This is a genomic window from Pseudomonas sp. NPDC090592, assembly GCF_044769185.1.
In the GTDB taxonomy this organism is placed as follows: Bacteria; Pseudomonadota; Gammaproteobacteria; order Pseudomonadales; family Pseudomonadaceae; genus Aquipseudomonas.
The window spans coordinates 66,986-91,070 of record NZ_JBIVXJ010000003.1 but is presented as its reverse complement, the minus strand read 5'-3'; the positions used below and the strand labels follow the sequence as shown (position 1 = coordinate 91,070).

Genomic DNA, 24,085 nt, shown 5'->3' with positions numbered 1-24,085 from the left:
GTTGCCCTGAGGACTATACAAAAGCCCGCCAGCCAGCAGGGTACGATAACGGACAACGGTGTGCCCGTTCCTGCCAACCAGCCTGCAACCCGCATCCTCACTGGGCTTGCTGCGTATACTCGCGCCTCTGGATGTCGCTAGCAGGGGGTGCTTTATGCTCGATGAACGCCTTGCCCACAGGCCCATCGACTTCGACCAGTCGGCCGACGAGGGCTGGCTGAACCGGTGTGACATCAGCGCGCTGGGCCAGGAAGGCGAACTCAGCTACTTCCGCCTGCGCGACCCTGCCACCGACCAGGCCTGGATCGCCGTGCGCGCGCCGCTCGAAGCCCCCGCTGCCTGCCAGCGCCTGGAGCGCGACTACCGCCTGCGACTGGACCCGCAGTGGGCGGTGATCCCCTCGGCGTTGGTACGTTCGGCCGACGGCCCGCTGCTGGTGTACCCGGCCGGCCACTCCATCGCCGACCTGATCGCCGAAGGCCGCGCATGCCTGGCGCCATTTCTCGACATCGCGGTCAACGCGGCCAATGCCCTGGCCCAGGCCCACGAACACAATGTGCTGCATGGCGCGCTGCAGCCCGAACATGTGTGCCTGTACGCCAACCAGCGGGTTCGGATAGGCTGCTTTCGCGCCGACCCCGCCGGACAGATCAGCGAACAGGGCACCCCACTCGGTAACTGGTCGTACCTGGCGCCTGAACAGGTCTGCCCGCATGGCAGCAACACTGACCGGCGCAGTGACGTCTATGCCCTGGGGGCGATCCTGTACCAGTTGCTGCTGGGTGAACTGCCTCTGGCCGGGCGCGACACTCAGCACTGGCGCCAGCTGCATGCCGGCGTGCAACCACGGGCAGCCTGCGAAGTGGACAACAACGTGCCGCAGCCGCTCAGCCGGGTACTGGCCAAAGTCCTGGCCAAGGAGCCCGACGCCCGCTACCAGAGCGCCCACGCCCTGGCAGTAGACCTTGCCCACTGCCAACGGCAATGGGCCGCCAGCAAGGCCATGCAAGCCTTCGAACCAGGCTGCGCCGACCCGGCCGCCCCCAGCCGCGTTCGCCTGTACGGGCGTACTGCCGAGCAAAAGGCCATTGCCTTGCTGCTCAAAGCGTTGCGCCGCGACAGCAAGCCCCAGGCCCTGCTCATCAACGGCGCCGCTGGCATGGGCAAATCGAGCCTCGTACAGGCTGCACTGAAGGCCAGCGCCGAAGGCTACTGGGCCGTCGGCAAGTGCAACAGCCTGGCCCAGCCCGTGCCTTATGCACCCTGGGTGGAAATCCTCGGCGCGCTTACCACCCAGCTGCTGGCCAAGAACAGCCAGGACCTCGACACGCTGCGACGGGAAATTCTGCGCCGCATCAAAGGTCACGGCCGGCTGCTAGGCAAGCTTGCGCCACAACTGCAACTCATCCTCGGCCCCTTGCCCGACCTGCCGGCAAAGCCCACACGGCTGGTATTGCAGAAAGAGCTACGGGCTGTGGTCGAATTTCTTCAGGTGTTCAGCCGCCCGGGGCACCCGTTGGTGCTGTTCCTTGATGACATGCAATGGGCTGACGACGCCACGCAGCACCTGTTGGCGCAACTGCTGGCCCAATCGCCCGACAATTTGCTGCTGATCATTGCCCGGCGCAACGGTGCGCAAACCGGCGGCCCTACGCTGGCCATACCCGCCAGTGTCCGCACGACCACACTGAACCTGCGTCCGCTGGCCGTTGCGGCCGTGACCGAACTGATCAGCGAGCGCTACCACGTCAGCCCCGACCAGGCATTGCCGGTGGCCGAGCTGGTGCATGACAAGACCGTGGGCAACCCGTTCTTCATCAACCAGATCCTCAGGGCCATGGTCGAAGACCAGTTGTTCACCTTCGACACCCAGGCCATGCGTTGGTCGTGGTGCCTGAAAGCCGTGGCCCGGCACCGCTATTCCGACAACGTCGCCGACCTGATGATCCACCGCCTGGCACGCCTGCCAGCCCCCCAGCGCGATGTGATGCGGGTCGCCAGCGCGGCGGGCAACCGCTGTGACGAGCACGTGCTACGCCAGGTGCTGGGCGCACCAGCGGACGATGCGCTGAGGGCCTTGGTTGCCGCGGGCTTCCTGCTGCAAACCGGCAAAGGCCTGGTGTTTGCCCATGGCCGGGTGATGGAGGCCGCTTACGAACTCACGCCCGTGCGCAACCGCACCCAGCTGCACGCGCAGATTGCCTTGGCCCTTTACCAGGCCTGGCAAGAGGACTTGCACGAGGTGACATTTGACGTTGCCAATCAACTGCAAAGCGCCACCCCATACGGGTTTGCAACGAATGACTGCGAACTGTTCCTGCCACTTTTACATGAAGCTGCAGTGCGCGCACGCGACAGCGGCGCCGTAGAGCAGGCCGCAGACTATCTGGAGACTGCCGAACACCTGCTGAGCCAATGTGAAACGCTTGAAAGCCACGCCACACATGGGTTTGCCATGAGTTGCATGGCGGCAGAATGTGCCATGCAACTGTCGCGCATGGCCGAGGCCGAAGCCTGGGTGGTTGCCAGCCGCCAGCGCGCATGCACGGCACTGGACCATGCGCAGGTGGGCAAGTTGCAGGCGCGCCTGCACACCTTGCACTGCGATTACCAGGCGGCCATCACTACCGCCCTGGCCGGCCTCGACCTGCTGGGCATCCGCCTGCCCCCCGGCGTTGACAGCCAGAAAGTCGAGGCCTGCTACGCCAATGTTCAGACGCTGATCGAGCAGAAAGGCCGCCACTGCCTGGAGTCTTTGCCACGCACCGACTCCGAAGAAGTGGCCATCGCCGTAGGGCTGCTGGCAACGCTGTCGTCAGCGTTTTATGTGCGCGACGACATTTGCTTCCTGCACCTGGCCAAGCTCGTGGAGCTGTCGCTGCTGCAGGGGGTCGCGCCGGGCAGTACCTATGGCCTGGCCTGGTTCGGGGTGATGATCGCCGAGCGTTTCGGCGCTTACCACGATGGCCATGCCTTTTGCCTGGCCGCACTGAAGCTGATCGAGCGGCACGGTTTCGAGGCCGACCTTACCAGCGCGCTGCTGGCCCTGGATCAGGTCAGCGCCTGGACCTCGCCGATGGAGTTCGCCCGCCGCACGGCGCTGGAGGCCGTCGACTCGGCACGCCTGAGCGGCGACCTGGCGATGAGCTGCCACGCCTGCAACCACCTGGTTTCCGACTCGCTGTTCATGGGCCGCTACCTCCCGGAGGTAGCCGGTGAAGTGGCACAGGGCCTTGCCACCGTGCGTAGCCATGGCTACAGCGATGTCGAACAGATCCTGCTGGCCCAGCGCGCATTCATCGCCAACGTGAGCGGCGCACCCGGCCCGGCGGCCGTGACCACCCCGGTGAACTCGCCCATCACACTGTTCTTCCGACATCTTTTCAGCGGCATGAGCGCGTTCTACCTGGGCGATATCCCGCAAGCCATGCGCAACCTGGCCCAGGCCGGTGACAACGCCTGGGCGGTACCCGCGCACATCAACCTGGCCGATTACCATCTGTTCCGCGGCCTGGCTTTGGGCAGCCCGGAGGCCACCGGCAGCCTGGCCGGCAAGCTGACCGAACTGCAAGCGCTGCGCGAGCGTTTCGGCCACTGGGCCAGCTTCAACCCCGCCACTTTCCGCAACAAGTTGCTGCTGATCGAAGGCGTCATCGCCAAGCTTGAAGGCGACGGCCTGGCTGCTATCCGCTGCTTCGACCAGGCGCAGATCGCCGCTGCGGCTGCCGGCTTCATCCACGAACAGGCGCTGGCCCACGAACAGCTGGCCGAGGTGTGCATCCCCAGCGGTCTTATCTCCGGGGCCAACCTGCACCTGCGCATTGCCCGCGACTGCTTCCATCTGTGGGGCGCGACCGGCAAGGTGCATCAGCTGGAGGCTTTGCACCCCTTCTTGCGCACCCAGCCCATCCAGGAAACCTGCCACGCCAACCAGCAGGCCAAGCTGGACCTGGAAGCCGGCATAGAAGCGGCGCGCGCATTGTCTGAGGAAGTGCTGCTCGAAGGGCTGATCGAAACCTTGATGGGCCATTTGACCCAGCATTCCGGTGCCGACCACGGCGCCCTGCTGATCGTCAGTGGTGCTGAATTCCAGATGGCCGCCCTCGCCTACATCGACGATGCAGGGCTGCACGTGAGCATGGACAACTGCCAGAAGTTCATGACCCAGGCGCCGCTGTCCGTCATCAACGCCACCATGCGAACCCGCAAGCCGCTGGTGCTCAACGACGCCCAAAGCGATTGCCCCGAAGCCTTCCGCCACGAGCTGCAGGCACGCAACGCCCGTTCGGTGCTGTGCCTGCCGCTGGTCATCCAGGGCGTGCTGATCGGCCTGGTGTACCTGGAAAACCGCCTGGTGCCCAACCTGTTTGGCAGCCAGCGCCTGGCCATGCTGGAAATCCTCGCCTCGCAGGCGGCGGTGTCGCTGCAAACCGCCAAGTTCTATACGCGCTTGGCCGAAGACAACCAGAGCCGCGCACAGATGGAGGCCGAACTGCGCGGCTCGCGTGCGGAGCTGGCGCGCAGTGCACACCTGCAAGTGATGAACGAGCTGTCGGCGTCCATCGCCCACGAGATCAGCCAGCCGCTGCTGGGCATTACCTCCAACGCTGCTGCCAGCCTGCGCTGGTTGAAGCGCGCCAAGCCCGACCTGGACGAGGCGATTGCCGGCCTGGAAGACATCCGCAACGACAGCGAACGTGCGGCCAATATCGTGCGCGCACTGCGTTCGCTGGCCAAGCAATCGCCGATGCAGCTCAAGGCCGTGAAGCTGGATGAACTGGTCCGCGAGGTCGTACGCCTGACCTCGGCCGATGCCGCCAAGGGCACGGTGGACGTGCAGACACGGTTGCAAGCTGGGGTGAGCGTGATGGCCGACCCGGTGCAGTTGCAGCAACTGGTGTTCAACCTGATTACCAATGGGCTGGAGGCGCTGGCGGGGTATCGCAACGACGGCGTACTGCGGATTGCTTCGGCAGTGGTCGGGGATGCGGTGGAAATCTGCGTGGACGACAACGGGCCGGGGATTGCGCCCGAGGAGCGGGAGCACGTGTTCGGGGCGTTCTACACCACCAAGCGGAGCGGGATGGGGATGGGGTTGGCGATCTGCAGTTCGGTGGTGCAAGCCCATGGCGGGCAGTTGCAGGCCCTGGTGTCGGAGCTGGGAGGGTGCCGGATTCGGTTCACCCTGCCTGTGAATCCTTCTTAGCCTGTACCGGCCTCTTCGCGGGCATGCCCGCTCCCACAGAGATAGTGCAAAGCCCATGGACTGCGCGGGCCCTGTGGGAGCGGGCGTGCCCGCGAAGAGGCCAGACAGGTTTACATCAACGTGAAGTCAACGCCGCATAGCTGTTCATCAGGTTGCGGTAGTTGGGAATACGCTGCGACAGCAGGTTACCCAACCCTTCAATATCGTTGCGCCAGTCACGGTGCAGCTCACAGGCCACCGAGAACCAGTTCATCATCTGCGCGCCTGCCTGGGTCATGCGCACCCACGCCGCCTGCTGCACGGTTTCGTTGAAGGTACCCGAGGCATCGGTCACCACGAACACTTCAAAGCCTTCAGCCAGCGCCGACAAGGTCGGGAATGCCACGCACACATCGGTTACCACGCCAGCAATGATCAGCTGCTTGCGGCCGGTGGCCTTGATTGCCTTGACGAAGTCTTCGTTGTCCCAGGCGTTGATCTGGCCTGGGCGGGCAATGTAGGGCGCGTCCGGGAACATTTCTTTCAGCTCGGGCACCAACGGGCCGTTCGGGCCTTGCTCGAAGCTGGTGGTGAGAATGGTCGGCAGGCCGAAGAACTTGGCCAGGTCACCCAGGGCCAACACATTGTTCTTGAACTCGTTGGGCGAAAAGTCCTGCACCAGCGAGATCAGGCCAGTCTGGTGATCCACCAGAAGAACCACGGCGTCGTCTTTGTTCAAGCGCTTGTAATCGGGTTGGCTCATGGGGTGACTCCTTGGGTTGGGAATACGGGCCGGCACTGTCCGCAAGGGCTTATACCGGTGGGTAGATTCGGCTTAAGCAATGGCCTGCGCCTGGCGCCAGGCCTTGGGTGGCTGGCCAACCAGGCGGCTGAAGGCGCGGGTGAAATGGGCCTGGTCGCAAAAGCCGCACTCCAGGCTCACGTGGGTGATCGGTGCTTCGGTGGCAAGCAGGCGCTTGGCCTTTTCCATGCGCGCCAGCAGGCGCCAGGCCTGGGGTGAAAGGCCGGTGTTGACCTTGAAGGCACGGGAGAAATGGCTGCGGGTGAGGTTGCACACGCTGGCGATCTCGATGATCGACAGCGAGCTGCGCAGCATCAGTTCCTTGGCCTGACGCAGCCGCGCGGGCGTCAACGCGCCGGGGGTTTGCAGCGGCTCTTGGGGGGTGCCGGAATGCATGGCGACTCTCCTGTTGAATGCAGAAAGTCTCGCCCCTGGCACATGACAAAGTCCTGAGCCAAACCTGAATTGTTCTTAATTGTGTGCAGCGGTATACCGTAAGATGCACGCTGTACTCAGCTACCGAGCGAAGAAGCATGCAGGTAAACGCTCACCGCACCGTGGCCATGGTGCTGTTCAACGATGTGCTGTTGCTGGACGTCACTGGCCCCATGGATGCATTCGCCATCGCCAACCGGTTTTTACCTGCCGAGCGGCAATACCGCCTGCTGACCCTGGCCGAAGGGCAAGCTGCGGTGCGCGGCTCGTGCGGGCTGAAAGTGGTGGCTGACCTGCGCCTGGAGGATTTGCCGGAGGCCGTCGACCTGTTGCTGGTGCCCGGCGGCCCTGGCGCGTATGACATCGCCGTACCAGCGCTGGAGCGCTGGTTGCCGCAAGCGGTGCGCAGTGCCAGGCGCTTTGGTGCCATTTGTACCGGGGTGTTCCTGCTGGGCCGGGCGGGGCTGCTGGATGGCTACCGCTGCACCACCCACTGGAACTACGTGGAGCGCCTGGCGCGAGCGTTTCCCGAGGCCAAGGTCGAGACCGAACAGATCTATGTGATCGACCGCTGCCTGATTACCTCGGGCGGGATTACTGCGGGTATCGACCTGGCACTGGCGGTGGTGGCCGAAGACCACGGCAAGGCGCTGGCCCTGGAAGTGGCCAAGGTGCTGCTGGTAGCCCGCCATCGCCAAGGTGGGCAGACGCCTTACGGGCCGTTGCTGGCGGCGGTGCCGCGTGATGATTCGCCGATTGCCCGGGTGCAGGCGTACATCGTGGACCATATCGAGCAGGCGTTCACCGTGCAGAAAATGGCCGACCTGGTGGCCATGAGCGGGCGTAATTTCGCCCGCACGTTTCAGCGCGAGGTGGGAGTAACGCCGTTGCAGTACCTGCAGAACGCGCGGATCGACCGGGCGCGCAAGCTGCTTGAATGTGGCGACCTGCCGCTGAAGGTGGTGGCGGCGCAGTGCGGGTTTGGCAGTGACCGGCATATGCGCAAGGTGTTCTGTGAGCGGATCGGCATGACCCCGGCGCAGTATCGGGCGCAGTTTGGCGGGGCCTGAGTCAGTGTTTTCCTGAGCTGGCCTCTTCGCGGCTAAAGCCGCTCCCACAGGGATTGCATAGGCCTGACAGGTCCCCTGTACCTGTGGGAGCGGATTTACCCGCGAAGAGGACAGCACGGTTTGTCTCATTTCCCAGGACAATCTTTCTCCCCGATGGCAGATTGTCTAACGCCACCCCGCCCGCCAGAATCGTCGGCCAAACTGTTCAAACGCTGCCCCGGCAGCTCATGGAGTACGAGCCAATGCCACACGAAGGCAGCCTTCTGCAAACCGCGGTGATTTTCCTGCTCGCCGCCGTCCTCGCCGTCCCGCTGGCCAAACGGCTGCAACTGGGTGCCGTGCTCGGTTACCTGCTGGCCGGCGTGGTCATCGGCCCGCAAGCGCTGGGCCTGATCCGCGACACCGAAAGCGTGGCGCACATTTCCGAGCTGGGCGTGGTGCTGCTGCTGTTCATCATCGGCCTGGAACTGTCACCCAAGCGCCTGTGGCTGATGCGCAAATCAGTGTTCGGCGTCGGCACCGCCCAGGTGCTGCTGACCGGTGCACTGATCGGCGCCATCGCCCTGTTCGGCTTCAGCCAGTCGCTACCGGCAGCCATCGTGCTCGGCCTGGGCCTGGCGTTGTCTTCCACCGCCCTTGGCCTGCAGAGCCTGGCCGAGAGCAAGCAGCTGAACGCCCCGCACGGCCGCCTGGCCTTTGCCATCCTGCTGTTCCAGGATATCGCCGCCATCCCGCTGATTGCCCTGGTGCCGTTGTTGGCCGCCAGTGGCCCGGACACCAGCCACGGTGACAGCCTGCAACACGGCCTGAAGGTATTTGCCAGCATTGCCGTGGTCATCATCGGCGGCCGCTACCTGTTACGCCCGGTATTCCGTACCGTGGCCCGCACCGGCCTGCCAGAAGTGTCCACCGCTACAGCATTGCTGGTGGTGATCGGCACCGCCTGGCTGATGGAAGAAGCCGGTGTGTCCATGGCCCTGGGCGCTTTCCTCGCCGGCCTGCTGCTGGCCGACTCGGAGTATCGGCATGAGCTGGAGTCGCAGATCGAACCGTTCAAGGGCCTGCTGCTAGGGCTGTTCTTCATCAGCGTCGGCATGGGCGCCAACCTGCGCCTGCTGCTGGAAATGCCGCTGGTGCTGCTGGGCCTGACCTTGCTGCTGGTGGCGGTGAAACTGGTGCTGCTGATTGGCGTTGGCCGCCTGGCCGGTGGCCTGAACAGCGCCAGCGCCCTGCGCCTGGGCATGGTATTGGCTGCCGGCGGCGAGTTCGCCTTCGTGGTGTTCAAGCTGGGCAAGGACCAGGGGCTGTTCGACACCCAGACCTACGACCTGTTGCTGATGACCATCACCCTGTCGATGGCCATCACCCCGCTGCTGATGATTGGCTGCGCGCGCGCCCTGAAACGCCCGCAAGCGGTGCGTGAAGTGCCCGAGCAGTACAAGCAGATCCAGACGGATACACCGCGGGTGGTGATCGTCGGCATGGGCCGCATGGGCCAGATCGTCGCGCGCATCCTGCGTGCGCAGAAGATCCCGTTCATTGCCCTGGAAACTTCGGTGGACACCATCGAGATGACCCGCATGTTCGAACAGGTACCGGTGTTCTACGGCGACCCGCTGCGCCCAGAAGTGCTGCATGCGGCCAAGGTAGGCGAAGCGGAGTATTTCATCATCACCATCGATGACCCTGAAGCCGCTATTCATACCGCTGAACGGGTGAAGCGCCTGTACCCGCACCTGAAAGTGCTGGCCCGCGCGCGTAACCGCCAGCATGTGCATAAGTTGGCGGATGTGGGTGCAGAGCCGATTCGCGAGACGTTCTACTCCAGCCTGGAGATGACCCGCCGTGCGCTGGTGGGGTTGGGCTTGAGCGATGAACAGGCGGCGGACCGGATTGCGCGGTTTACCCAGCATGATGAAGAGGTGCTGGTGGCCCAGGGGCAGGTGCGTGATGACCGGGCCAAGGTGATGCAGACGGCCAAGGAGGCGCGGGTGGAGTTGGAGCGGTTGTTTGATTCGGATGCGGATTAAGGCGCATGCCATTTGTCATAGGCGGCCTGTTCGGCCAGATATTGGCGAGCAGGCCCCAAGCCTGCAGCCTCCAGCTTTAGGGCCAGCTCAGATGAAATGGGGGCATGGCCGCCTAGCACAGCGGCTAATTTAGTCTGTGGGTAATCAAGGTTCCGGGCCAACTCCGAGACAGTCATTCCGATTGCTGGCAGCACATCGTCGCGCAGCGACTCTGCCGGATGTGGTGGGTTGTAGAGGGGCATTTGAAGTCTCCTGAATAGACACTATCAACCTTCTCCCCTTTCCTCACTGGCCATCAGATTGCAACGGCTGATCGCGTTGTCAGAATTGTCCTGTTCTACCTCCACCGGGGCTGCTATGCAGCCCTTCGCGGGCACGCCCGCTCCCACAAGTACTGTGCCGCCTGGCAGGTCTGCGCGTTTCCTGTGGGAGCGGGCGTGCCCGCGAAGGGCCGCGTAGCGGCCCCAACACATCGAATTCTCAGCAGCGTCCTACGTCGTTCTGGGCCATTTCTTACGTGAGCACATAGCCTGAAGAATTATCCTACACACCGTGTCGACGCCCGTCTGATTGTCCGGGGAAGGCCTGCTCTCTAGGCTGACCGGGTCGCTGTCGGTTCAGCGATCGGGTGTGGAAACCTGGCAGTTAATCGGAACGGCAGTTGTCATGGCAGCTGCACACGGGAGGCCTTATGGCCTGCCGGGGTTCCGATAGCCCGGCTTTCCACCCCGCGTGCAGCCGCCACCCTTCGCGTGGAAACGGATGGTGCCGGCCAACCTCTATCGGAGCTTGGCTATGAAAAGAATCGTCCCCGATCCACCCCTCCCAAACACCATCCAGCGCCCCTTCAGCCGCTGCGATGCCGGCCATCCCCCATTGTTCACCGTAAACCCAGGCATCTGCGCCCACGACGCCCTGGTACATGTCGCCCAGTACCTGCGCGGTGCCTACGACTGTGGCTACAAAGCGCTGGAGCATCTGGATGACACAGGCAAAAGCCTGTTCTGGAGCAACCTGAATGCACTCGAAATGGCAGAAGGGTTGGTTGAGGCATTGCTGGATGGGATTGAGTCACAGCCTATAAGTTAAAGCGCTTTGCATCTGACCTGAGCAGGCTGCGGTGGCTGGCCTGCTCAGCCTCAATATAGGAAACACCCTACAAAGCGCGTCCCTCCCCGTCTGATTGTTCAAGAAAACTCTGCTCTCTAGGCTCACTTGGCCGCCACCGCATCAGCGACATCCATCGCAGCCAGGTATCTCATTGAGCCCCAACCACCCCATCGCGAAAGTCGCCGAGAGCAAAGGCCAGAACAATTGGGTGGACGAGAAACTGCCGGACCTCAAAACGCTTGCGCGTGAACTGCGCGCCCAGGCTATCGAAGAACTCACTTCTGCCGACTCACATGACGCTGCAATTGAACTGGCTGCACAGCACCTGGGCTTGAGCAGAGAAGATGCCAGCCGGGTAATCGTCAAAAGCCCAATTGGCGATATCCTGATTCGGCGTAGCTGCATCCATCACATTGTTGAAAAGCGACAGGACGCCCGGGAACGCTATGTAAAAGTCGCCCTGGATACACTGATCGGACCGTTTGAAGTGTGGCAGGTGGCATACACCAATGACACCAGCAGGCTTGCCTTCATAGGGGTCTACGAGACCAAGCGGCAGATGCTGGTGGTCGTAACACTCGACAAAGGCAAAATGCTGTGGAATTTCATGCAGTGCGATGCAAAAGCTCTGAACAAGCATCGCCATGGGAAACTGCTCTACAAGCGGTATACATTTCTACCGAGCAAAGAAAAGGGCCACTGTTACCAGTGGCCCTGTAAGCATGCTTGATATTCATATACACACCCTCAAGCCGGGGTGTGGAGGTCTCACCCGACGCTGATGATTCAGCCATCGACGGGGTTCCTACGCCAACTTTTGCCGCTGAATGGCAGCTGGTTTCGCGCTCAACTCAAACGCTAACAACACTCTCGCATCAAGTCAACGATCGCTCTCAGTGGAAGTCGACCATCAGGTTACTTGGTGTTACTTACCCGCAGTCAACGCGTTATAGCTGGTCATCAAGTTACGATAATCCGGAATGTGGTTCGAGCACAGCGCCGCCAGCCCTTCCACATCGTTGCGCCAGTCACGGTGCAACTCACACGCCACGCCAAACCAGGTCATCATCTGCGCCCCTGCCTGGCTCATGCGGTCATGCGCCGCATCGCGGGTCATTTCATTGAAGGTGCCGGAAGCATCGGTCACCACAAACACATCAAACTCTTCCTCCAAAGCCGACAGCGCCGGGAACGCCACGCAAACCTCAGTCACCACACCGGCGATGATCAGCTGCTTCTTGCCAGTGGCCTTCACCGCCTTCACGAAGTCTTCGTTATCCCAGGCATTGATCTGGCCAGGGCGAGCGATGTACGGGGCGTCCGGGAACAGTTCTTTCAGTTCCGGCACCAGCGGGCCATTGGGGCCTTGTTCGAAGCTGGTGGTGAGAATGGTCGGCAGGTTGAAGAACTTGGCCAGATCAGCCAAGGCCAGCACGTTGTTCTTGAACTTGTCCGGCTCGATGTCACGCACCAGCGACAGCAGGCCAGCCTGGTGGTCGACCAGCAGTACGGCGGCGTCGTCTTTGTTCAGGCGGTTGTATTTGAAGTTGGTCATGGTCCGTGCTCCTAAGGGTTATGAATTTTTCAGCAATTCGGGGTGTTTCGCGTTGATGGGCACAGATTAAAATCATCACCTTTGCGGCGGTAGTTAGCAGAATCTGGCTTTAGCGTTCCGTTTTATGAACGATGGATTTGTAGGGGCTGTGCCGGCCTCATCGCCGGCAAGCCAGCTCCCACAGGTACTGCACAGGATTCGAAATCAGCGCGACACCTGTGGGAGCTGGCTTGCCGGCGATGAGGCCAGTACAGGCAACCCAATACCCGGAGACCGATCATTGGAAGACCTCAACTCCCTCTACTACTTCACCCAGGTAGTCGAGCACGGTGGTTTCGCCCCGGCAGGCCGGGCGCTGGACATGCCCAAGTCAAAGCTCAGCCGGCGCATCGCCGACCTTGAGGACCGCCTGGGCGTGCGCCTGCTGCACCGCACCAGCCGGCATTGCTCGCTGACCGAGATCGGCCAGGCCTACTACAACCGCTGCCTGGCCATGCGCGTGGAGGCCGAGGGCGCGGCGGAGATCATCGAGCGCAACCGCAGCGAGCCACGCGGGCTGGTGCGCATCAGCTGCCCGACCACCCTGCTCAACTCCTGGGTCGGGCCGATGCTGACCCGCTACATGCTCAAGTACCCGCAGGTAGAGCTGTTCATCGAAAGTACCAACCGCCGCGTCGACCTCCTGCACGAGGGCTTCGACATTGCGCTGCGGGTGCGCTTTCCGCCGTTGGAAAACACCGACATGGTGATGAAGGTGCTGAGCAACAGCACCCAGTGCCTGGTGGGCCAGCCGCAGTACCTGGAGCAACTGCCCGAGGGCTTCGATCCGCAACTGCTCGGCACGCTGCCAAGCCTGCACTGGGGCAGTGCCCAACGCGAGTACCAGTGGGAGCTGTTCCAGGGCGAGGACACCAGCCGTAGCATCGTCATCCCGCATACCCCGCGCATGGTCACCGACGATTTGTTTGCCTTGCGCCATTTCGTGGTGGCCGGGGTGGGGATTGCGCATTTGCCGCGGGTGGCGGTGCGCGAGGACCTGGCATCGGGGCGGTTGGTGGAGCTGATTCCGGACTGGCACCCGCGGTGTGGCATCGTGCATGCGATTTTCCCGTCGCGGCGTGGGTTGCTGCCGTCGGTGCGGGCGTTGATCGATCATCTGGCTGAGGAGTTTGCCATCAGCGACATGGCCTGACTCCGCTGCAGCCTGTGCTGGCCCTATCGCTGGCAAGCCAGCTCCCACAGGTACTGCACAGGTCTCATGGCCTGTGGTGATCCTGTGGGAGCTGGCTTGCCAGCGATAGGGCCAGCACAGGCAAAACAGATCCCCCAGCACACCCTTACAAGACCCCTGACCTACCCTTCATCCACAGTCCCGGATCATAACCCCCGGAGCCCCCATGATCCGCGCCACTCACGGACCAGGCCGCGCCCTGCTCGCCACCCTCGCCCTTTGCCCTGCGCTCAGCCAGGCCGAGGAACCCGGCTGGTCGCTGCTCAGCCGCAACTACTTCCTGCACAGCGACTTCCGCTCACCTTCCGCCAGCGGCCAGAACTACCGCCAGGAATGGGCCCAGGGCTTCATCGGCGAGGTGCGCTCAGGCTTTACCGAAGGCACCGTGGGCATAGGTATCGACGCCCATGGCTTTCTAGGCCTGAAGCTCGACGGCGGCCGAGGCCATGCCGGCACTGGCCTGCTGCCGCGCGACAGCGATGGCCGCGCCGAATCCGACTACTCAAGCGCTGGCGCCGCACTGAAACTGCGCCTGGGCAACACCCAACTGCGCTACGGCGAGATGATGGTGGAAACCCCGGTGTTCGACACCGGCGACAAACGCCTGCACCCGGAATACGCCACCGGCTGGTTCGTGGAGAACACCGACCTGCCCGACTGGCGCCTGCAAGCCGGGCGTTTCACCGCCTTCAACAACCAGGACAACAGCGCCACCCACGACGACTTCAGCGGCTACGGTGGCACCACCCGCAACCGGGCCATCAGCCTGGCCGGCGCCACCTTCGCGCCCGCTGGCCCGTTTGGCGGTGCGCTGTACGCCGGGCAACTGCAAGACACTTGGCGCCAGGCCTACCTGAACCTGAACCTGGCCGAAGGCAACTGGCGCCTGGACGGCAACCTGTACAGCACCCGCGACACCGGCAACGCCAGCGCCGGGGCAATCGACACCCTCGCCTACAGCCTGCTGGCCAAATACAGCTTCGGCGCCCAGGCGCTGAGCCTGGCCTACCAGAAAGTCGAGGGTGACACCCCGTTCGACTTCGTCGGCGGCGACTCCATCTACCTGGCCAACTCGATCAAGTACGCCGACTTCAACGGCCCCGGTGAGCGCTCGTGGCAACTGCGCTACGACCTCAACTTCGCCACCCTCGGCGTCCCCGGCCTGAGCCTGATGGGCCGCTACGTCAGTGGCCGCGGCATCGATGGCAGCCATGCCCCGGCAAACGGCGCCTATGTGAACCAGTACGGCAACGGCGGCAAACACTGGGAGCGCGACATCGACCTGAAATACGTGGTGCAGTCGGGTGCCGCCAAGGACCTGAGCCTGTCGTTCTCCCATGTAAGCCACCGCGCCAACCAGGCCCAGGCCGGCGATGACATCGACCGTATCTACCTGATCATCGAATACCCACTCAAAGGCAGCTTCTGACATGAGCACATCCCCTTCAGGCGCCTGGAGCCCGTTGCGCAACACAACCTTCCGCATGCTGTGGATCGCCACCATCGCCTCCAACATCGGCACCTGGATGCACGAGGTTGGCGCCGGCTGGCTGATGACCACGCTGTCGGCCAGCCCGCTGCACGTGGCGCTGATCCAGGTAGCCGGTTCGCTGCCGATGTTCTTCCTGGCCTTGCCGGCAGGTGCGGCGGCGGACATCGTCGACAAGCGCCGCTACCTGTTGCTGGTGCAGCTGTGGATGTCGACGGTGGCCGTGGTGCTGGCAGCGCTGACCCTGCTCGGGCTGATGAACGTGACCCTGCTGCTGGTCCTGACCCTGGCACTGGGCATTGGCACCGCGCTGATGATGCCGGCCTGGAGCGCATTGACGCCGGAGCTGGTGGGCAAGCAAGACCTGGCCAATGCAGTGGCAATTTCCAGCGTCGGCATCAACGTGTCGCGCGCCATCGGCCCGGCGCTGGCCGGCGTGGTGGTAAGCCTGGTCGGCCCGTGGCTGACCTTCGCCCTGAACGCCGTGTCGTTCGCCGGGGTGATCCTGGTGTTGCTGCTGTGGAAGCGCGAGGTGAAGGAGCCACTGCTGCCGGCAGAACGCTTTGTCGCCGCCATGCGCACCGGCCTGCGCTTTGCGCGCAGTGCCAAACCCTTGCAGGCTGTGCTGTTGCGGGCCTTGGCGTTCTTCTTCTGCGCCAGCGCCGGCACGTAGTTGCTGCCGTTGATCGTACGTGGCGAGATGCATGGCACTGCCGCCGACTTCGGCTTGCTGCTGGCTGCCATCGGCATCGGCGCGGTGGCCGGCGCGACCTTGCTGCCGCGCCTACGTGAACGCATCAGCCGCGACCGCCTGGTGATGCTGGCCAGCCTGCTGTATGCCCTGTTCCTGCTGGCCCTGGCGCTGGTGCGCAACTTCTATGTGCTGCTGCCGGCGATGCTGCTCAGCGGCGCGGCGTGGATTGCCGTGTTGTCCAATTTGCAGGTGGCGGCGCAAACCTCGGTGCCGGCCTGGGTAAGGGCACGGGCGTTGTCGGTGTACATCCTGATCTTCTTCGGCGCCATGGCCTGTGGCGGCTTGCTGTGGGGTACCGTTGCCAGCCATGTATCGATCACCGTCAGTCTGCTGTTTGCGGCAGGTGGGTTGGCATTGGGCACCTTGCTGACCTGCAAGGTGACGCTACCGGAAACCGAGGCTGAAGAGCTGACGCCGTCGCTGCACTGGCCGGTGCCGGTGTTGAGCGATGAGATGGACAAGGAAAGCGGACCGGTGATGGTGACCGTGGAGTACCACATCGACCCGGCCAAGGCTGCGGCATTCCAATTGGCGGCGCGGGAGCTGGAGGCCATGCGCAAGCGCAATGGCGCGTTGTCGTGGGGGTTGATGCGCGACAGTGCCGACCCGGCGGTGTGGCTGGAGTTCTTCTTTGAAGAGTCGTGGCTGGAGCATTTGCGCCATCACCATCGGGTGACGCGGGGGGAGCTGAAGATCGAGGCGCGGGTGCGGATGCTGCAGACGGATGGGGTTGCGGTGAAGATTCGGCATCTGTTGGCTGGGAGTGAGCACAAGGCTCATCATTGATGTAGGCCTCAGCGGCCCTATCGCCGGCAAGCCAGCTCCCACAGGAGCTCCACAACCCTCAAGGTCTGTGGAGATCCTGTGGGAGCTGGCTTGCCGGCGATAGGGCCAGAACAGCCGACACAAAAAAAGGGGCCAAAAAATGGCCCCTTCTTTGTATCAGCTCAGCTTAGAACGCAAAGCACGAGCAACCCAGCGACCCCCAGAAGCCCTGGAAGTCACTCACCGGCACACTCGATTTGCGCGCCTTGTCATGGCTGTGTGCATGCACCCCGCATGGGCCCGAGCACTGGTGCACGGCAGCAGCCAGCGACGGTGTACCCACACGCCAGTGCCCCGGAACCTTGGCAACCGGCGACCATTCCGGCAGCACTGGCACCTGCGGTGGGCCGAGGCGATCGAACTCGCCGGCACCGTACACAACCTTGCCATCGACAATGGTCAGCACCGACTCGATGCCCTTGATCGCCTCTTCATCAACGCTGAAGAAGTCCAGCGACAACGCCGCCAGGTCAGCCAGCTGGCCCACCTTGATCTGGCCTTTCTTGCCCTGCTCGCTGGAGAACCAGGCGCTGCCCTGGGTGAACAGTTGCAGCGCGGTATCGCGGTCAAGACCTTCTGGGTACAGTTCCATGCCGCCAACGGTCTTGCCACTCACCAGCCAGTACAGCGAGGTCCACGGGTTATAGCTGGACACACGGGTAGCATCGGTACCGGCACCGACCGGCACGCCCATGTCGAGCATGCGCTTGATCGGTGGGGTCTGCTCGGCAGCCTTGGCACCATAGCGGTCGACGAAGTACTCACCCTGGAAGGCCATGCGGTCCTGTACGGCGATACCACCGCCCAGGGCGCGCACGCGCTCGATGTTCTGCGGGGTGATGGTTTCGGCATGGTCGAAGAACCACGGCAGGCCGTTGAACGGGATGTCGCGGTTGACCTTCTCGAACACGTCGAGCATGCGCGTGATCGATTCGTTGTAGGTGGCGTGCAGGCGGAACGGCCAGCGCTGCTCGACCAGGTGGCGCACCACCGGCTCCAGCTCCTCTTCCATGGTCTGCGGCAGGTCCGGGCGCGGCTCGAGGAAGTCCTCGAAGTCGGCGGCGGAGAACACCAGCATTTCGCCGGCGCCGTTGTGGCGCAGGAAGTCGGTGCCGCTGTGCAGCTTGACGCTGGAGGTCCACTTCTTGAAGTCGTCCAGCTCTTCCTTGGGCTTCTGGGTGAACAGGTTGTAGGCAATGCGCACGGTCAGCTGGTTGTTGTCGGCCAGTTCCTGGATCACCGAGTAGTCGTCGGGGAAGTTCTGGTAGCCGCCGCCAGCGTCGATGGCACTGGTCAGGCCCAGGCGGTTCAGCTCACGCATGAACTGACGGGTCGAGTTGACCTGATACTCCAGCGGCAGCTTCGGCCCCTTGGCCAGGGTGGCGTAGAGGATCATCGCGTTCGGGCGGGCAATCAGCATGCCGGTCGGGTTGCCGAACTTGTCGCGCTGAATCTCGCCACCCGGCGGGTTCGGGGTGCTCTTGTCGTAGCCGACAGCCTTGAGCGCGGCGCGGTTGAGCAATGCGCGGTCGTAAAGGTGCAACAGGAACACCGGGGTATCGGGTGCAGCCTGGTTGATTTCTTCCAGGGTCGGCATGCGTTTTTCGGCGAACTGGAACTCGTTCCAGCCACCCACCACACGTACCCACTGCGGGGTAGGCGTGCGCGCAGCCTGGTCCTTGAGCATGCGCAGGGCATCGGCCACCGACGGCACGCCTTCCCAGCGCAGCTCCAGGTTGTAGTTCAGGCCACCACGGATCAGGTGCAGATGCGAGTCGTTCAGGCCGGGGATGACCGTGCGCTGCTTGAGGTCGACGATTTGCGTGGTGGCGCCCTTGTGGGCCATGGCCTCGGCGTCGTTGCCCACGGCGATGAAGCGGCCGTCCTTGATGGCGACGGCGCTAGCGGTGGGTTTTTCGCGGTCAACGGTGTGCAGTTTGCCGTTGAACAGAATCAGGTCGGCGGTCATGGAACCTCCTTGGGTGGATGCGTGAGCGGAACCGGCTTGGCCGGTGAAGGGCAATGCGGACCAGAGCGCGCCGGCGGCACCGAGGACGGTGCTGGTGGCGAGGAACTGGCGACGGGTCTTGTCGTTGCGGTCCTGGGACATGGGGTTCTCCGTCTCTGGGTGCGGCGGCGGCAGGCGCAACTGCGGAGCATGCCGGTTGGTGCAGTGCCAGGGCTTGGATGGATGTGCGGTGGGTTGTAGAAGGTTAGCCCTGATCAGGTTTTGTGCTGCCAGGGCCGGCCTCTTCGCGGGCTTGCCCGCTCCCACAGGGAAATCACAGGTTTCGAATGCTGTGCAGTACCTGTGGGAGCGGGCGAGCCCGCGAAGGCCTCCCACAACTACTGCTGGAGGAACGCCAGCAAGTCCTCATTCAGCTGCTGCGCATGGGTCACCGCAAACCCGTGCGGCGCCCCGGCGTACACCTTCAGCTCGGCCCCACGAATCAGTTCCGCCGCCTGCTTGCCAGTGGTCTCGAACGGCACGATCTGGTCGTCATCGCCATGAATCACCAGCGTCGGCACATCGACCTTGGCCATGTCCGGGCGGAAGTCGGTTTCGGAGAACGCCGTCACACAATCCAGGGTGCCCTTGATCGACGCCATCAGCGCAATGTTCAGGGTCTGGGCCTGCACGCCCTGGGATACCTGCTGCCCATGGTTGATGCCATAGAACGGCGCGGCAAAATCGGCGATGAACTGGGCGCGGTCGGCACGCAGGCCGGCGCGGATACCTTCGAACACCGACAGGTCGACACCCTCGGGGTTGTCGTCACGCTTGCCGAACACCGGCGTCACTGCCCCCAGCAGCACCAGGCCGGCCACCCGTTCGCTGCCGTGGCGAGCGATGTAGCGGCTGACGTCACCGCCACCCATGGAGAAGCCCACCAGGGTCACGTCGCGCAGGTCGAGGTGCTCGATCAGCTGGGCAATGTCATCGGCAAAGGTGTCGTAGTCGTAGCCGCTCCACGGCTGGCTCGACCGGCCAAAGCCACGGCGGTCGAAGGCGATGGCGCGGTAGCCACGGCTGGCCAGGAACTCCATCTGCGAATCCCACATGTCGGCATCCAGCGGCCAGCCGTGGCTGAACAGCACGGGCTTGCCGCTGCCCCAGTCCTTGAAGTAGATCGACGTGCCATCACGGGTAACGAAGGTGCTCATAACGGTATCTCCTTGAAAGTGTCGAGGTGAAGGCGTGGCTCAGCCGCGCAGCCAGTTGGCGCAGCGACGGGTTACCCAAGGCATGATGTAGAACACCACGGGCAGGATGACGAACAGGTTGACCATGAGGTTGCCGGTGATCGGGCCGCCCAACTGCGGGAAGCGGGCGAACAACGGCGCCAGCAGTTGCGGAATGACCATGGTCATCGGGCAGATCACCAGGTAGGTCAGCAGTGCCTGCTTCCAGCGCGGCGGTTGCGCGGCCGGGGTGCCCGGGGTGGTATCAAGAACCTGGTGTTGCAGGCATACGGTTACCACTTCGCGGTTGTCTTGGAGTGCGGTGTTCATCGGCGTTCCTTGGGATGAGCTTGCCCGCATCCACTGTGCAACGGTGAACGGGCGGAGGATTGGATGGGTGTGCTGCCCTTGGCGGGCACCGACTGGCGGCGCCCGCGGCGGTTGGGCTTACTTGTTGGCGTTGAAGGCGTTGTAGCTGGTCATCAGGTTGCGGTAGTCCGGAATGTGGTTGGAGCACAGTGCGGCCAGGCCTTCGATGTCGTTGCGCCAGTCGCGGTGCAGCTCACAGGCCACGCCGAACCAGGTCATCAGCTGTGCGCCGGCACGGCTCATGCGGTCATGGGCGGCGTCGCGGGTCATGGCGTTGAAAGTGCCGGAGGCATCGGTGACCACGAACACGTCGAATTCTTCTTCCAGGGCAGCCAGCGCCGGGAAGGCTACGCACACTTCGGTGACCACGCCGGCGATGATCAGCTGCTTCTTGCCGGTGGCCTTCACGGCCTTGACGAAGTCTTCGTTGTCCCAGGCGTTGATCTGGCCTGGACGGGCGATGTAGGGGGCGTCCGGGAACAGTGCTTTCAGTTCCGGTACCAGCGGGCCGTTGGGGCCTTGCTCGAAGCTGGTGGTGAGGATGGTTGGCAGGTTGAAGAACTTGGCCAGGTCGGCCAGGGCCAGCACGTTGTTCTTGAACGCGTCTGGTTCGATGTCCCGGACCAGGGACAGCAGGCCTGCCTGGTGGTCGACCAGCAGTACGGCGGCGTCGTCTTTGTTCAGGCGGTTGTATTTGAAGTTGGTCATGGGGGTAGCTCCTAAGGGTTTTGATTTTCAGTAAGTTGGGTGTTTCGCGTTGATGGGAGAAGATTAAAACCATCACCTTTGGAGCGGTAGATAGTGGTTTTTGGCTTTAGCGTTCTGTTTCAGGAACGATGGATTGGCGCTGGTTTTGCTGGCCTCTTCGCGGGCTTGCCCGCTCCCACAGGTACCGCGCTGGATTTGAATGCTGTGTAATCCCTGTGGGAGCGGGCGAGCCCGCGAAGAGGCCAGCACAGGCCCCATTGCCTGCAACGGCAACCTGCTCTATTACTACCCACAACCCTCCCCTCACACCCGAGACCACCATGCTGGCGTTCATCCAGTCGTCCCCGTTGTTGCTCGGTACCGCCCTGATCCTGCTCGACCTCGTGCTCTGGCAACTGATACCCATCCAGCACCGTGCCTGGCGCATCGGCACGCGGCTGGTGATATTCCTGCTGTTCAGCTCGGTGCTGGTAGCCGCAGGCATGAGCCCGCTGCAACCACCGCCCTGGCCCGACGATGTCTCGCGCAACCTGATGGCCACGGTGCTGAGCATCGGCTGGTGGCTGTTTGGCGCACGCACGGTCACGGTGGTATTCGGCCTGCTGCTGGTCGCCCGTGGCAGCCATGGCGGGCGGTTGCTGCAGGATGTGCTGGGGGCGTTGATCTTCCTGGTGGCCGTGGTGGCTGCCGCAGGCTATGTGCTGCAGTTGCCGGTGAAAGGCCTGCTGGCGACATCGGGGGTGATGGCCATCGTCATCGGCCTGGCGTTGCAGAGCACCCTGGCCGATGTGTTCAGCGGCATCATCCTGAACACCACGCGGCCGTACCAGATTGGCGATTCGATCTCTATCGACGGCACCGAAGGCAAGGTGCTGGAAATCGACTGGCGCGCCACGCGCCTGCTGACCGGCACCGGCAGCCTGGCGGTAATCCCCAACTCGGTGGCGGCCAAGGCCCGGCTGCTCAACCACAGTCGCCCGGCCGATGTGCATGGGGTGTCCATCAGCGTGGTGGTGCCGGCCAAGGTGCGGCCCAAGCGGGTATTCGATGCACTGGAAAAAGCCTTGCAGGGCGTGAGCGCCATTCTTGCCACGCCCAAACCGAAGGTGACGGTAAAGGCTTCAACGCTGGAATCCGTGGAGTACGAGGCCAGTGGCTTCGTAGCGGACGCAAGCGTCAAGGGCGATGCGCGCAACCAGCTGTTCGACCTGGCGCACCGGCACCTGGAGGCCAGCGGGGTAATGTGGAACATCGACCTGGCCATGCCGCCACGCAGCCGCCAGCGCGAGGTGCTGGACGAGGTGCGGGTGTTCCGCTCGTTGAGCGCCGAGGAACGCGATGCGCTCAGCCAGCGCATGACCGCCGTGGAGTACCTGGCGGATCAGGTGATTCTGGAGGTGGGCGAGCATTCCGAGCATTTGCTGGTGATTGGCAGCGGCGTGGTCTCGGCATCGGTGCGCGATGGCGACAAGCTGCTGGAAGCCGGGCGCATGGGGCCGGGCGAGGTGCTGGGGATCGAGGGGATCATCGATGAAGACGATTCGTTTGCCGAGTTCCGCACATTGACCAGTTGCGTGCTGTACCGTATCGACAAGGAGCAGGTGAAGAGTTGCCTGGTGCAGCGTGGCGATGTGCAGACGGCGCTGAGCAAGTTGCAGCGGTTCCGGCGCCAGAGCCGGGAGTCGTTGTTGCTGCAGAAGCCGGCCTTGATCAAGAAAGGCGGCTTCCTTAGCTGGTTGCACAAGTAACTTCAGAGCTGACACTGCCCTCTGTAGGAGCGGCCTTGTGTCGCGAAAGGGCCGCAAAGCGGCCCCGGCAATTTATGCGGCGAAGCTGAAATCCTGGGGGCGCTGCGCACCCCTTTCGCGACACAAGGCCGCTCCTACAAAAGCAGCGTAGGGCTTACAGGACAACCCGCAGGCACTGCCCCGCGTGGTACAGCGAGAACCCGGACTCATAGAACGCGGTGCGCAGCGATGGCGCACTCACACCATTCATCGGCGAGAACGGAATCGGCAAACTGTCCGCCTCGCCCTTCAGCAGGAATTCGGCAAACGCCCGGCCAATCACGGTACCGGTGGTATTGCCTCGCCCGTTATACCCAGTCACCGCCACCAGCCCCGGCGCCGGCTCGAACAGGCGCATCAGGTGGTCGGGGGTGAAGTCGATGCAGCCGGTCCAGTGCATCTCCCACTCGACCTTGCCCAGCTCCGGGTAGTAGTGGCTCTGGATCCGGTCGGCCCAGCTGCGCACGAACCACGCCGGCTTGTTGTCGACCCGGCCCAGGCTGCCGAGCAGCAGGCGGCCCTGGTCGTCGCGGCGGATGCTGCTGAGCACGGTGCGGGTGTCCCACGAGCCTTGGCCGTGTGGCAGCACCTTGTCGGCCGCAGCACCCTGTAGCGGCTTGGACGCCACCTGGTAGTAATAACCGCGGAAGAACTGCTTCTGCAGGTTGCTCCAGTCGCCTTCGGTGTAGGCGCCTGTGGAAATCACCACCTTGTCGGCGCGCACCGAGCCCCGTGCAGTTTTCACACGCCAGGCGTCGCCATCACGCTCCAGGCCTTCGACCGAAGACTGCTGAAACAGCTTGCCGCCCAGGCGTGCCACGGCAGCAGCCAGGCCCTGGGTGTAGCCCATGGGGTTGATGGTGCCGGCGCGGCGGTCGAGCAGCGCGGCGGAAATCTTGCTGGTACCGCAGTATTCCTGGCACTGGGCGCCCGTCAGCAACTCGACATCGGCACCACGGCGGCGCCATTGTTCGTGCCGGGCTTCAAGGTCGGCGATGCCGGTGGCGTTGTGCGCCATGTGCAGCGTGCCTTTGTGCTGGGCCTGGCAGTCGATGCCCAGCCGCTCGATCATGGCGAACACTTCAGCCGGGGCTTCGCCGAGCACCTTGTTCAGGCGGCTGCCCTGCTTCTGGCCGAGGGTGGCCTCGACGTCGTCGGGGCGGATCCAGGTGCCGGCATTGACCAGGCCGACGTTGCGCCCGGAACCGCCATGGCCGATCTTCCAGGCCTCCAGCAGGATCACCGACTTGCCCTGTTCGAGCAGGTGGATGGCCGCCGACAGGCCGGTAATACCGCCACCGATCACGCAGACATCGGCCTTGTGCTCACCGGCCAGGGCCTGGGCGGCAACGGTCGGTTTGCTGACGAATTCCCACAAGCATTCTTGACGCAGTTCGGACATGGCCCGGCTCCAGCAATTTGTTCTTGTTGGGGCTGCGTTGCAGCCCATTCGCGGGCACGCCCGCTCCCACAGGGACCACACAGACCTCAAAGGCAGTGGAGATCCTGTGGGAGCGGGCGTGCCCGCGAACCGGGGGCGAGGCCACCGGCC

General features: G+C 63.5%; 17 protein-coding genes and 1 pseudogene. 9 read left to right on the top strand and 9 right to left on the bottom strand.

Features of this window, described 5'->3' with window-relative positions; all coding sequences use genetic code 11:
* Positions 1 to 154 precede the first annotated feature (154 nt).
* A complete protein-coding gene (locus tag ACIQUI_RS03290) occupies positions 155 to 5,206 on the top strand; it encodes an AAA family ATPase (RefSeq protein ID WP_403194918.1) in 5,052 nt (1,683 codons plus the stop codon).
* A gap of 115 nt (positions 5,207 to 5,321) precedes the next feature.
* Here ACIQUI_RS03290 and ycaC (ACIQUI_RS03285) read toward each other — a convergent pair whose 3' ends face one another.
* Together ycaC (ACIQUI_RS03285) and ACIQUI_RS03280 are read right to left on the bottom strand one after the other, a co-directional pair.
* Positions 5,322 to 5,948 (bottom strand): isochorismate family cysteine hydrolase YcaC, encoded by a 627-nt coding sequence (ycaC, locus tag ACIQUI_RS03285; RefSeq protein ID WP_060498171.1) that lies wholly within the window; start codon positions 5,946 to 5,948, stop codon positions 5,322 to 5,324.
* A gap of 72 nt (positions 5,949 to 6,020) precedes the next feature.
* The gene (locus tag ACIQUI_RS03280; RefSeq protein WP_403194917.1) at positions 6,021 to 6,383 is read right to left on the bottom strand and encodes a helix-turn-helix domain-containing protein; all 363 of its coding nucleotides are present in this window, start codon (positions 6,381 to 6,383) and stop codon (positions 6,021 to 6,023) included.
* A gap of 137 nt (positions 6,384 to 6,520) precedes the next feature.
* On the opposite strand from ACIQUI_RS03280, the gene ACIQUI_RS03275 reads away from it, so the two are divergent.
* Positions 6,521 to 7,492: a GlxA family transcriptional regulator gene (locus tag ACIQUI_RS03275; RefSeq protein WP_403194915.1), complete on the top strand. Its 972-nt coding sequence runs from the start codon at positions 6,521 to 6,523 to the stop codon at positions 7,490 to 7,492.
* A gap of 242 nt (positions 7,493 to 7,734) precedes the next feature.
* Positions 7,735 to 9,522: a monovalent cation:proton antiporter-2 (CPA2) family protein gene (locus ACIQUI_RS03270; RefSeq protein ID WP_403194914.1), complete on the top strand. Its 1,788-nt coding sequence runs from the start codon at positions 7,735 to 7,737 to the stop codon at positions 9,520 to 9,522.
* Here ACIQUI_RS03270 and ACIQUI_RS03265 read toward each other — a convergent pair.
* On the bottom strand, positions 9,519 to 9,764 hold the full coding sequence (locus ACIQUI_RS03265; RefSeq protein ID WP_403194912.1) for a HigA family addiction module antitoxin: 246 nt from the start codon (positions 9,762 to 9,764) through the stop codon (positions 9,519 to 9,521). The two genes, ACIQUI_RS03270 and ACIQUI_RS03265, sit on opposite strands and share 4 nt — an antisense overlap.
* 553 nt (positions 9,765 to 10,317) lie before the next feature.
* Between ACIQUI_RS03265 and ACIQUI_RS03260 the strand changes: the two genes are divergently transcribed.
* Positions 10,318 to 10,611 carry a hypothetical protein gene (locus ACIQUI_RS03260; RefSeq protein WP_403194910.1) on the top strand — a complete coding sequence of 98 codons (294 nt, stop codon included), beginning with the start codon at positions 10,318 to 10,320 and terminating at the stop codon, positions 10,609 to 10,611.
* Between the two features lie 172 nt (positions 10,612 to 10,783).
* On the top strand, positions 10,784 to 11,362 hold the full coding sequence (locus tag ACIQUI_RS03255) for a PBECR2 nuclease fold domain-containing protein (protein WP_403194908.1): 579 nt from the start codon (positions 10,784 to 10,786) through the stop codon (positions 11,360 to 11,362).
* 195 nt (positions 11,363 to 11,557) lie between these two features.
* On the opposite strand, the gene ycaC (ACIQUI_RS03250) is transcribed toward ACIQUI_RS03255, so the two are convergent.
* Positions 11,558 to 12,187, bottom strand: a complete 630-nt coding sequence (gene ycaC / locus ACIQUI_RS03250) for an isochorismate family cysteine hydrolase YcaC (RefSeq protein ID WP_403194906.1) — start codon at positions 12,185 to 12,187, stop codon at positions 11,558 to 11,560.
* A gap of 280 nt (positions 12,188 to 12,467) precedes the next feature.
* Here ycaC (ACIQUI_RS03250) and ACIQUI_RS03245 point away from each other — a divergent pair, with 280 nt between their 5' ends.
* The 3 genes and pseudogenes from ACIQUI_RS03245 to ACIQUI_RS03235 all read left to right on the top strand — a co-directional run bounded on the left by ACIQUI_RS03245 (position 12,468) and on the right by ACIQUI_RS03235 (position 16,447).
* Positions 12,468 to 13,379 carry a LysR substrate-binding domain-containing protein gene (locus ACIQUI_RS03245; RefSeq protein WP_403194904.1) on the top strand — a complete coding sequence of 304 codons (912 nt, stop codon included), beginning with the start codon at positions 12,468 to 12,470 and terminating at the stop codon, positions 13,377 to 13,379.
* 205 nt (positions 13,380 to 13,584) lie between these two features.
* Positions 13,585 to 14,847 (top strand): OprD family porin, encoded by a 1,263-nt coding sequence (locus ACIQUI_RS03240; RefSeq protein WP_403194902.1) that lies wholly within the window; start codon positions 13,585 to 13,587, stop codon positions 14,845 to 14,847.
* 1 nt (position 14,848) lies between these two features.
* Positions 14,849 to 16,447 (top strand): annotated as a pseudogene (locus ACIQUI_RS03235) (MFS transporter).
* A 166-nt stretch (positions 16,448 to 16,613) separates the two neighbouring features.
* On the opposite strand, the gene ACIQUI_RS03230 reads toward ACIQUI_RS03235, so the two are convergent.
* The 4 genes from ACIQUI_RS03230 to ycaC (ACIQUI_RS03215) form a co-directional block, all read right to left on the bottom strand.
* Positions 16,614 to 18,455, bottom strand: coding sequence for an amidohydrolase (locus ACIQUI_RS03230; protein WP_403195179.1), 1,842 nt, complete (start codon positions 18,453 to 18,455; stop codon positions 16,614 to 16,616).
* A 377-nt stretch (positions 18,456 to 18,832) separates the two neighbouring features.
* Positions 18,833 to 19,651 carry an alpha/beta fold hydrolase gene (locus tag ACIQUI_RS03225; RefSeq protein WP_403194900.1) on the bottom strand — a complete coding sequence of 273 codons (819 nt, stop codon included), beginning with the start codon at positions 19,649 to 19,651 and terminating at the stop codon, positions 18,833 to 18,835.
* A gap of 39 nt (positions 19,652 to 19,690) precedes the next feature.
* Complete coding sequence (locus ACIQUI_RS03220) at positions 19,691 to 19,999, bottom strand: hypothetical protein (protein WP_403194898.1); 309 nt, start codon at positions 19,997 to 19,999, stop codon at positions 19,691 to 19,693.
* Positions 20,000 to 20,116: 117 nt separating this feature from the next.
* Positions 20,117 to 20,746, bottom strand: a complete 630-nt coding sequence (gene ycaC / locus ACIQUI_RS03215; RefSeq protein WP_009681621.1) for an isochorismate family cysteine hydrolase YcaC — start codon at positions 20,744 to 20,746, stop codon at positions 20,117 to 20,119.
* Between the two features lie 320 nt (positions 20,747 to 21,066).
* Between ycaC (ACIQUI_RS03215) and ACIQUI_RS03210 the strand changes: the two genes are divergently transcribed.
* A complete protein-coding gene (locus tag ACIQUI_RS03210) occupies positions 21,067 to 22,494 on the top strand; it encodes a mechanosensitive ion channel domain-containing protein (protein WP_403194896.1) in 1,428 nt (475 codons plus the stop codon).
* Between the two features lie 154 nt (positions 22,495 to 22,648).
* Here ACIQUI_RS03210 and ACIQUI_RS03205 read toward each other — a convergent pair whose 3' ends face one another.
* Complete coding sequence (locus tag ACIQUI_RS03205; RefSeq protein ID WP_403194894.1) at positions 22,649 to 23,935, bottom strand: NAD(P)/FAD-dependent oxidoreductase; 1,287 nt, start codon at positions 23,933 to 23,935, stop codon at positions 22,649 to 22,651.
* Positions 23,936 to 24,085 lie beyond the last annotated feature (150 nt).

Excerpts from the sequence above, each read along its gene's own strand:
- ACIQUI_RS03230 (WP_403195179.1), bottom strand. The coding sequence starts at position 18,455 with ATGACCGCCGACCTGATTCTGTTCAACGGCAAACTGCACACCGTTGAC.
- ACIQUI_RS03225 (WP_403194900.1), bottom strand. The coding sequence starts at position 19,651 with ATGAGCACCTTCGTTACCCGTGATGGCACGTCGATCTACTTCAAGGAC.
- ACIQUI_RS03220 (WP_403194898.1), bottom strand. The coding sequence starts at position 19,999 with ATGAACACCGCACTCCAAGACAACCGCGAAGTGGTAACCGTATGCCTG.
- ACIQUI_RS03205 (WP_403194894.1), bottom strand. The coding sequence starts at position 23,935 with ATGTCCGAACTGCGTCAAGAATGCTTGTGGGAATTCGTCAGCAAACCG.
- ACIQUI_RS03290 (WP_403194918.1), top strand. The coding sequence starts at position 155 with ATGCTCGATGAACGCCTTGCCCACAGGCCCATCGACTTCGACCAGTCG.
- ACIQUI_RS03265 (WP_403194912.1), bottom strand. The coding sequence starts at position 9,764 with ATGCCCCTCTACAACCCACCACATCCGGCAGAGTCGCTGCGCGACGAT.
- ACIQUI_RS03260 (WP_403194910.1), top strand. The coding sequence starts at position 10,318 with ATGAAAAGAATCGTCCCCGATCCACCCCTCCCAAACACCATCCAGCGC.
- ACIQUI_RS03280 (WP_403194917.1), bottom strand. The coding sequence starts at position 6,383 with ATGCATTCCGGCACCCCCCAAGAGCCGCTGCAAACCCCCGGCGCGTTG.
- ycaC (WP_060498171.1), bottom strand. The coding sequence starts at position 5,948 with ATGAGCCAACCCGATTACAAGCGCTTGAACAAAGACGACGCCGTGGTT.
- ycaC (WP_403194906.1), bottom strand. The coding sequence starts at position 12,187 with ATGACCAACTTCAAATACAACCGCCTGAACAAAGACGACGCCGCCGTA.
- ACIQUI_RS03210 (WP_403194896.1), top strand. The coding sequence starts at position 21,067 with ATGCTGGCGTTCATCCAGTCGTCCCCGTTGTTGCTCGGTACCGCCCTG.
- ACIQUI_RS03240 (WP_403194902.1), top strand. The coding sequence starts at position 13,585 with ATGATCCGCGCCACTCACGGACCAGGCCGCGCCCTGCTCGCCACCCTC.
- ycaC (WP_009681621.1), bottom strand. The coding sequence starts at position 20,746 with ATGACCAACTTCAAATACAACCGCCTGAACAAAGACGACGCCGCCGTA.
- ACIQUI_RS03275 (WP_403194915.1), top strand. The coding sequence starts at position 6,521 with ATGCAGGTAAACGCTCACCGCACCGTGGCCATGGTGCTGTTCAACGAT.
- ACIQUI_RS03270 (WP_403194914.1), top strand. The coding sequence starts at position 7,735 with ATGCCACACGAAGGCAGCCTTCTGCAAACCGCGGTGATTTTCCTGCTC.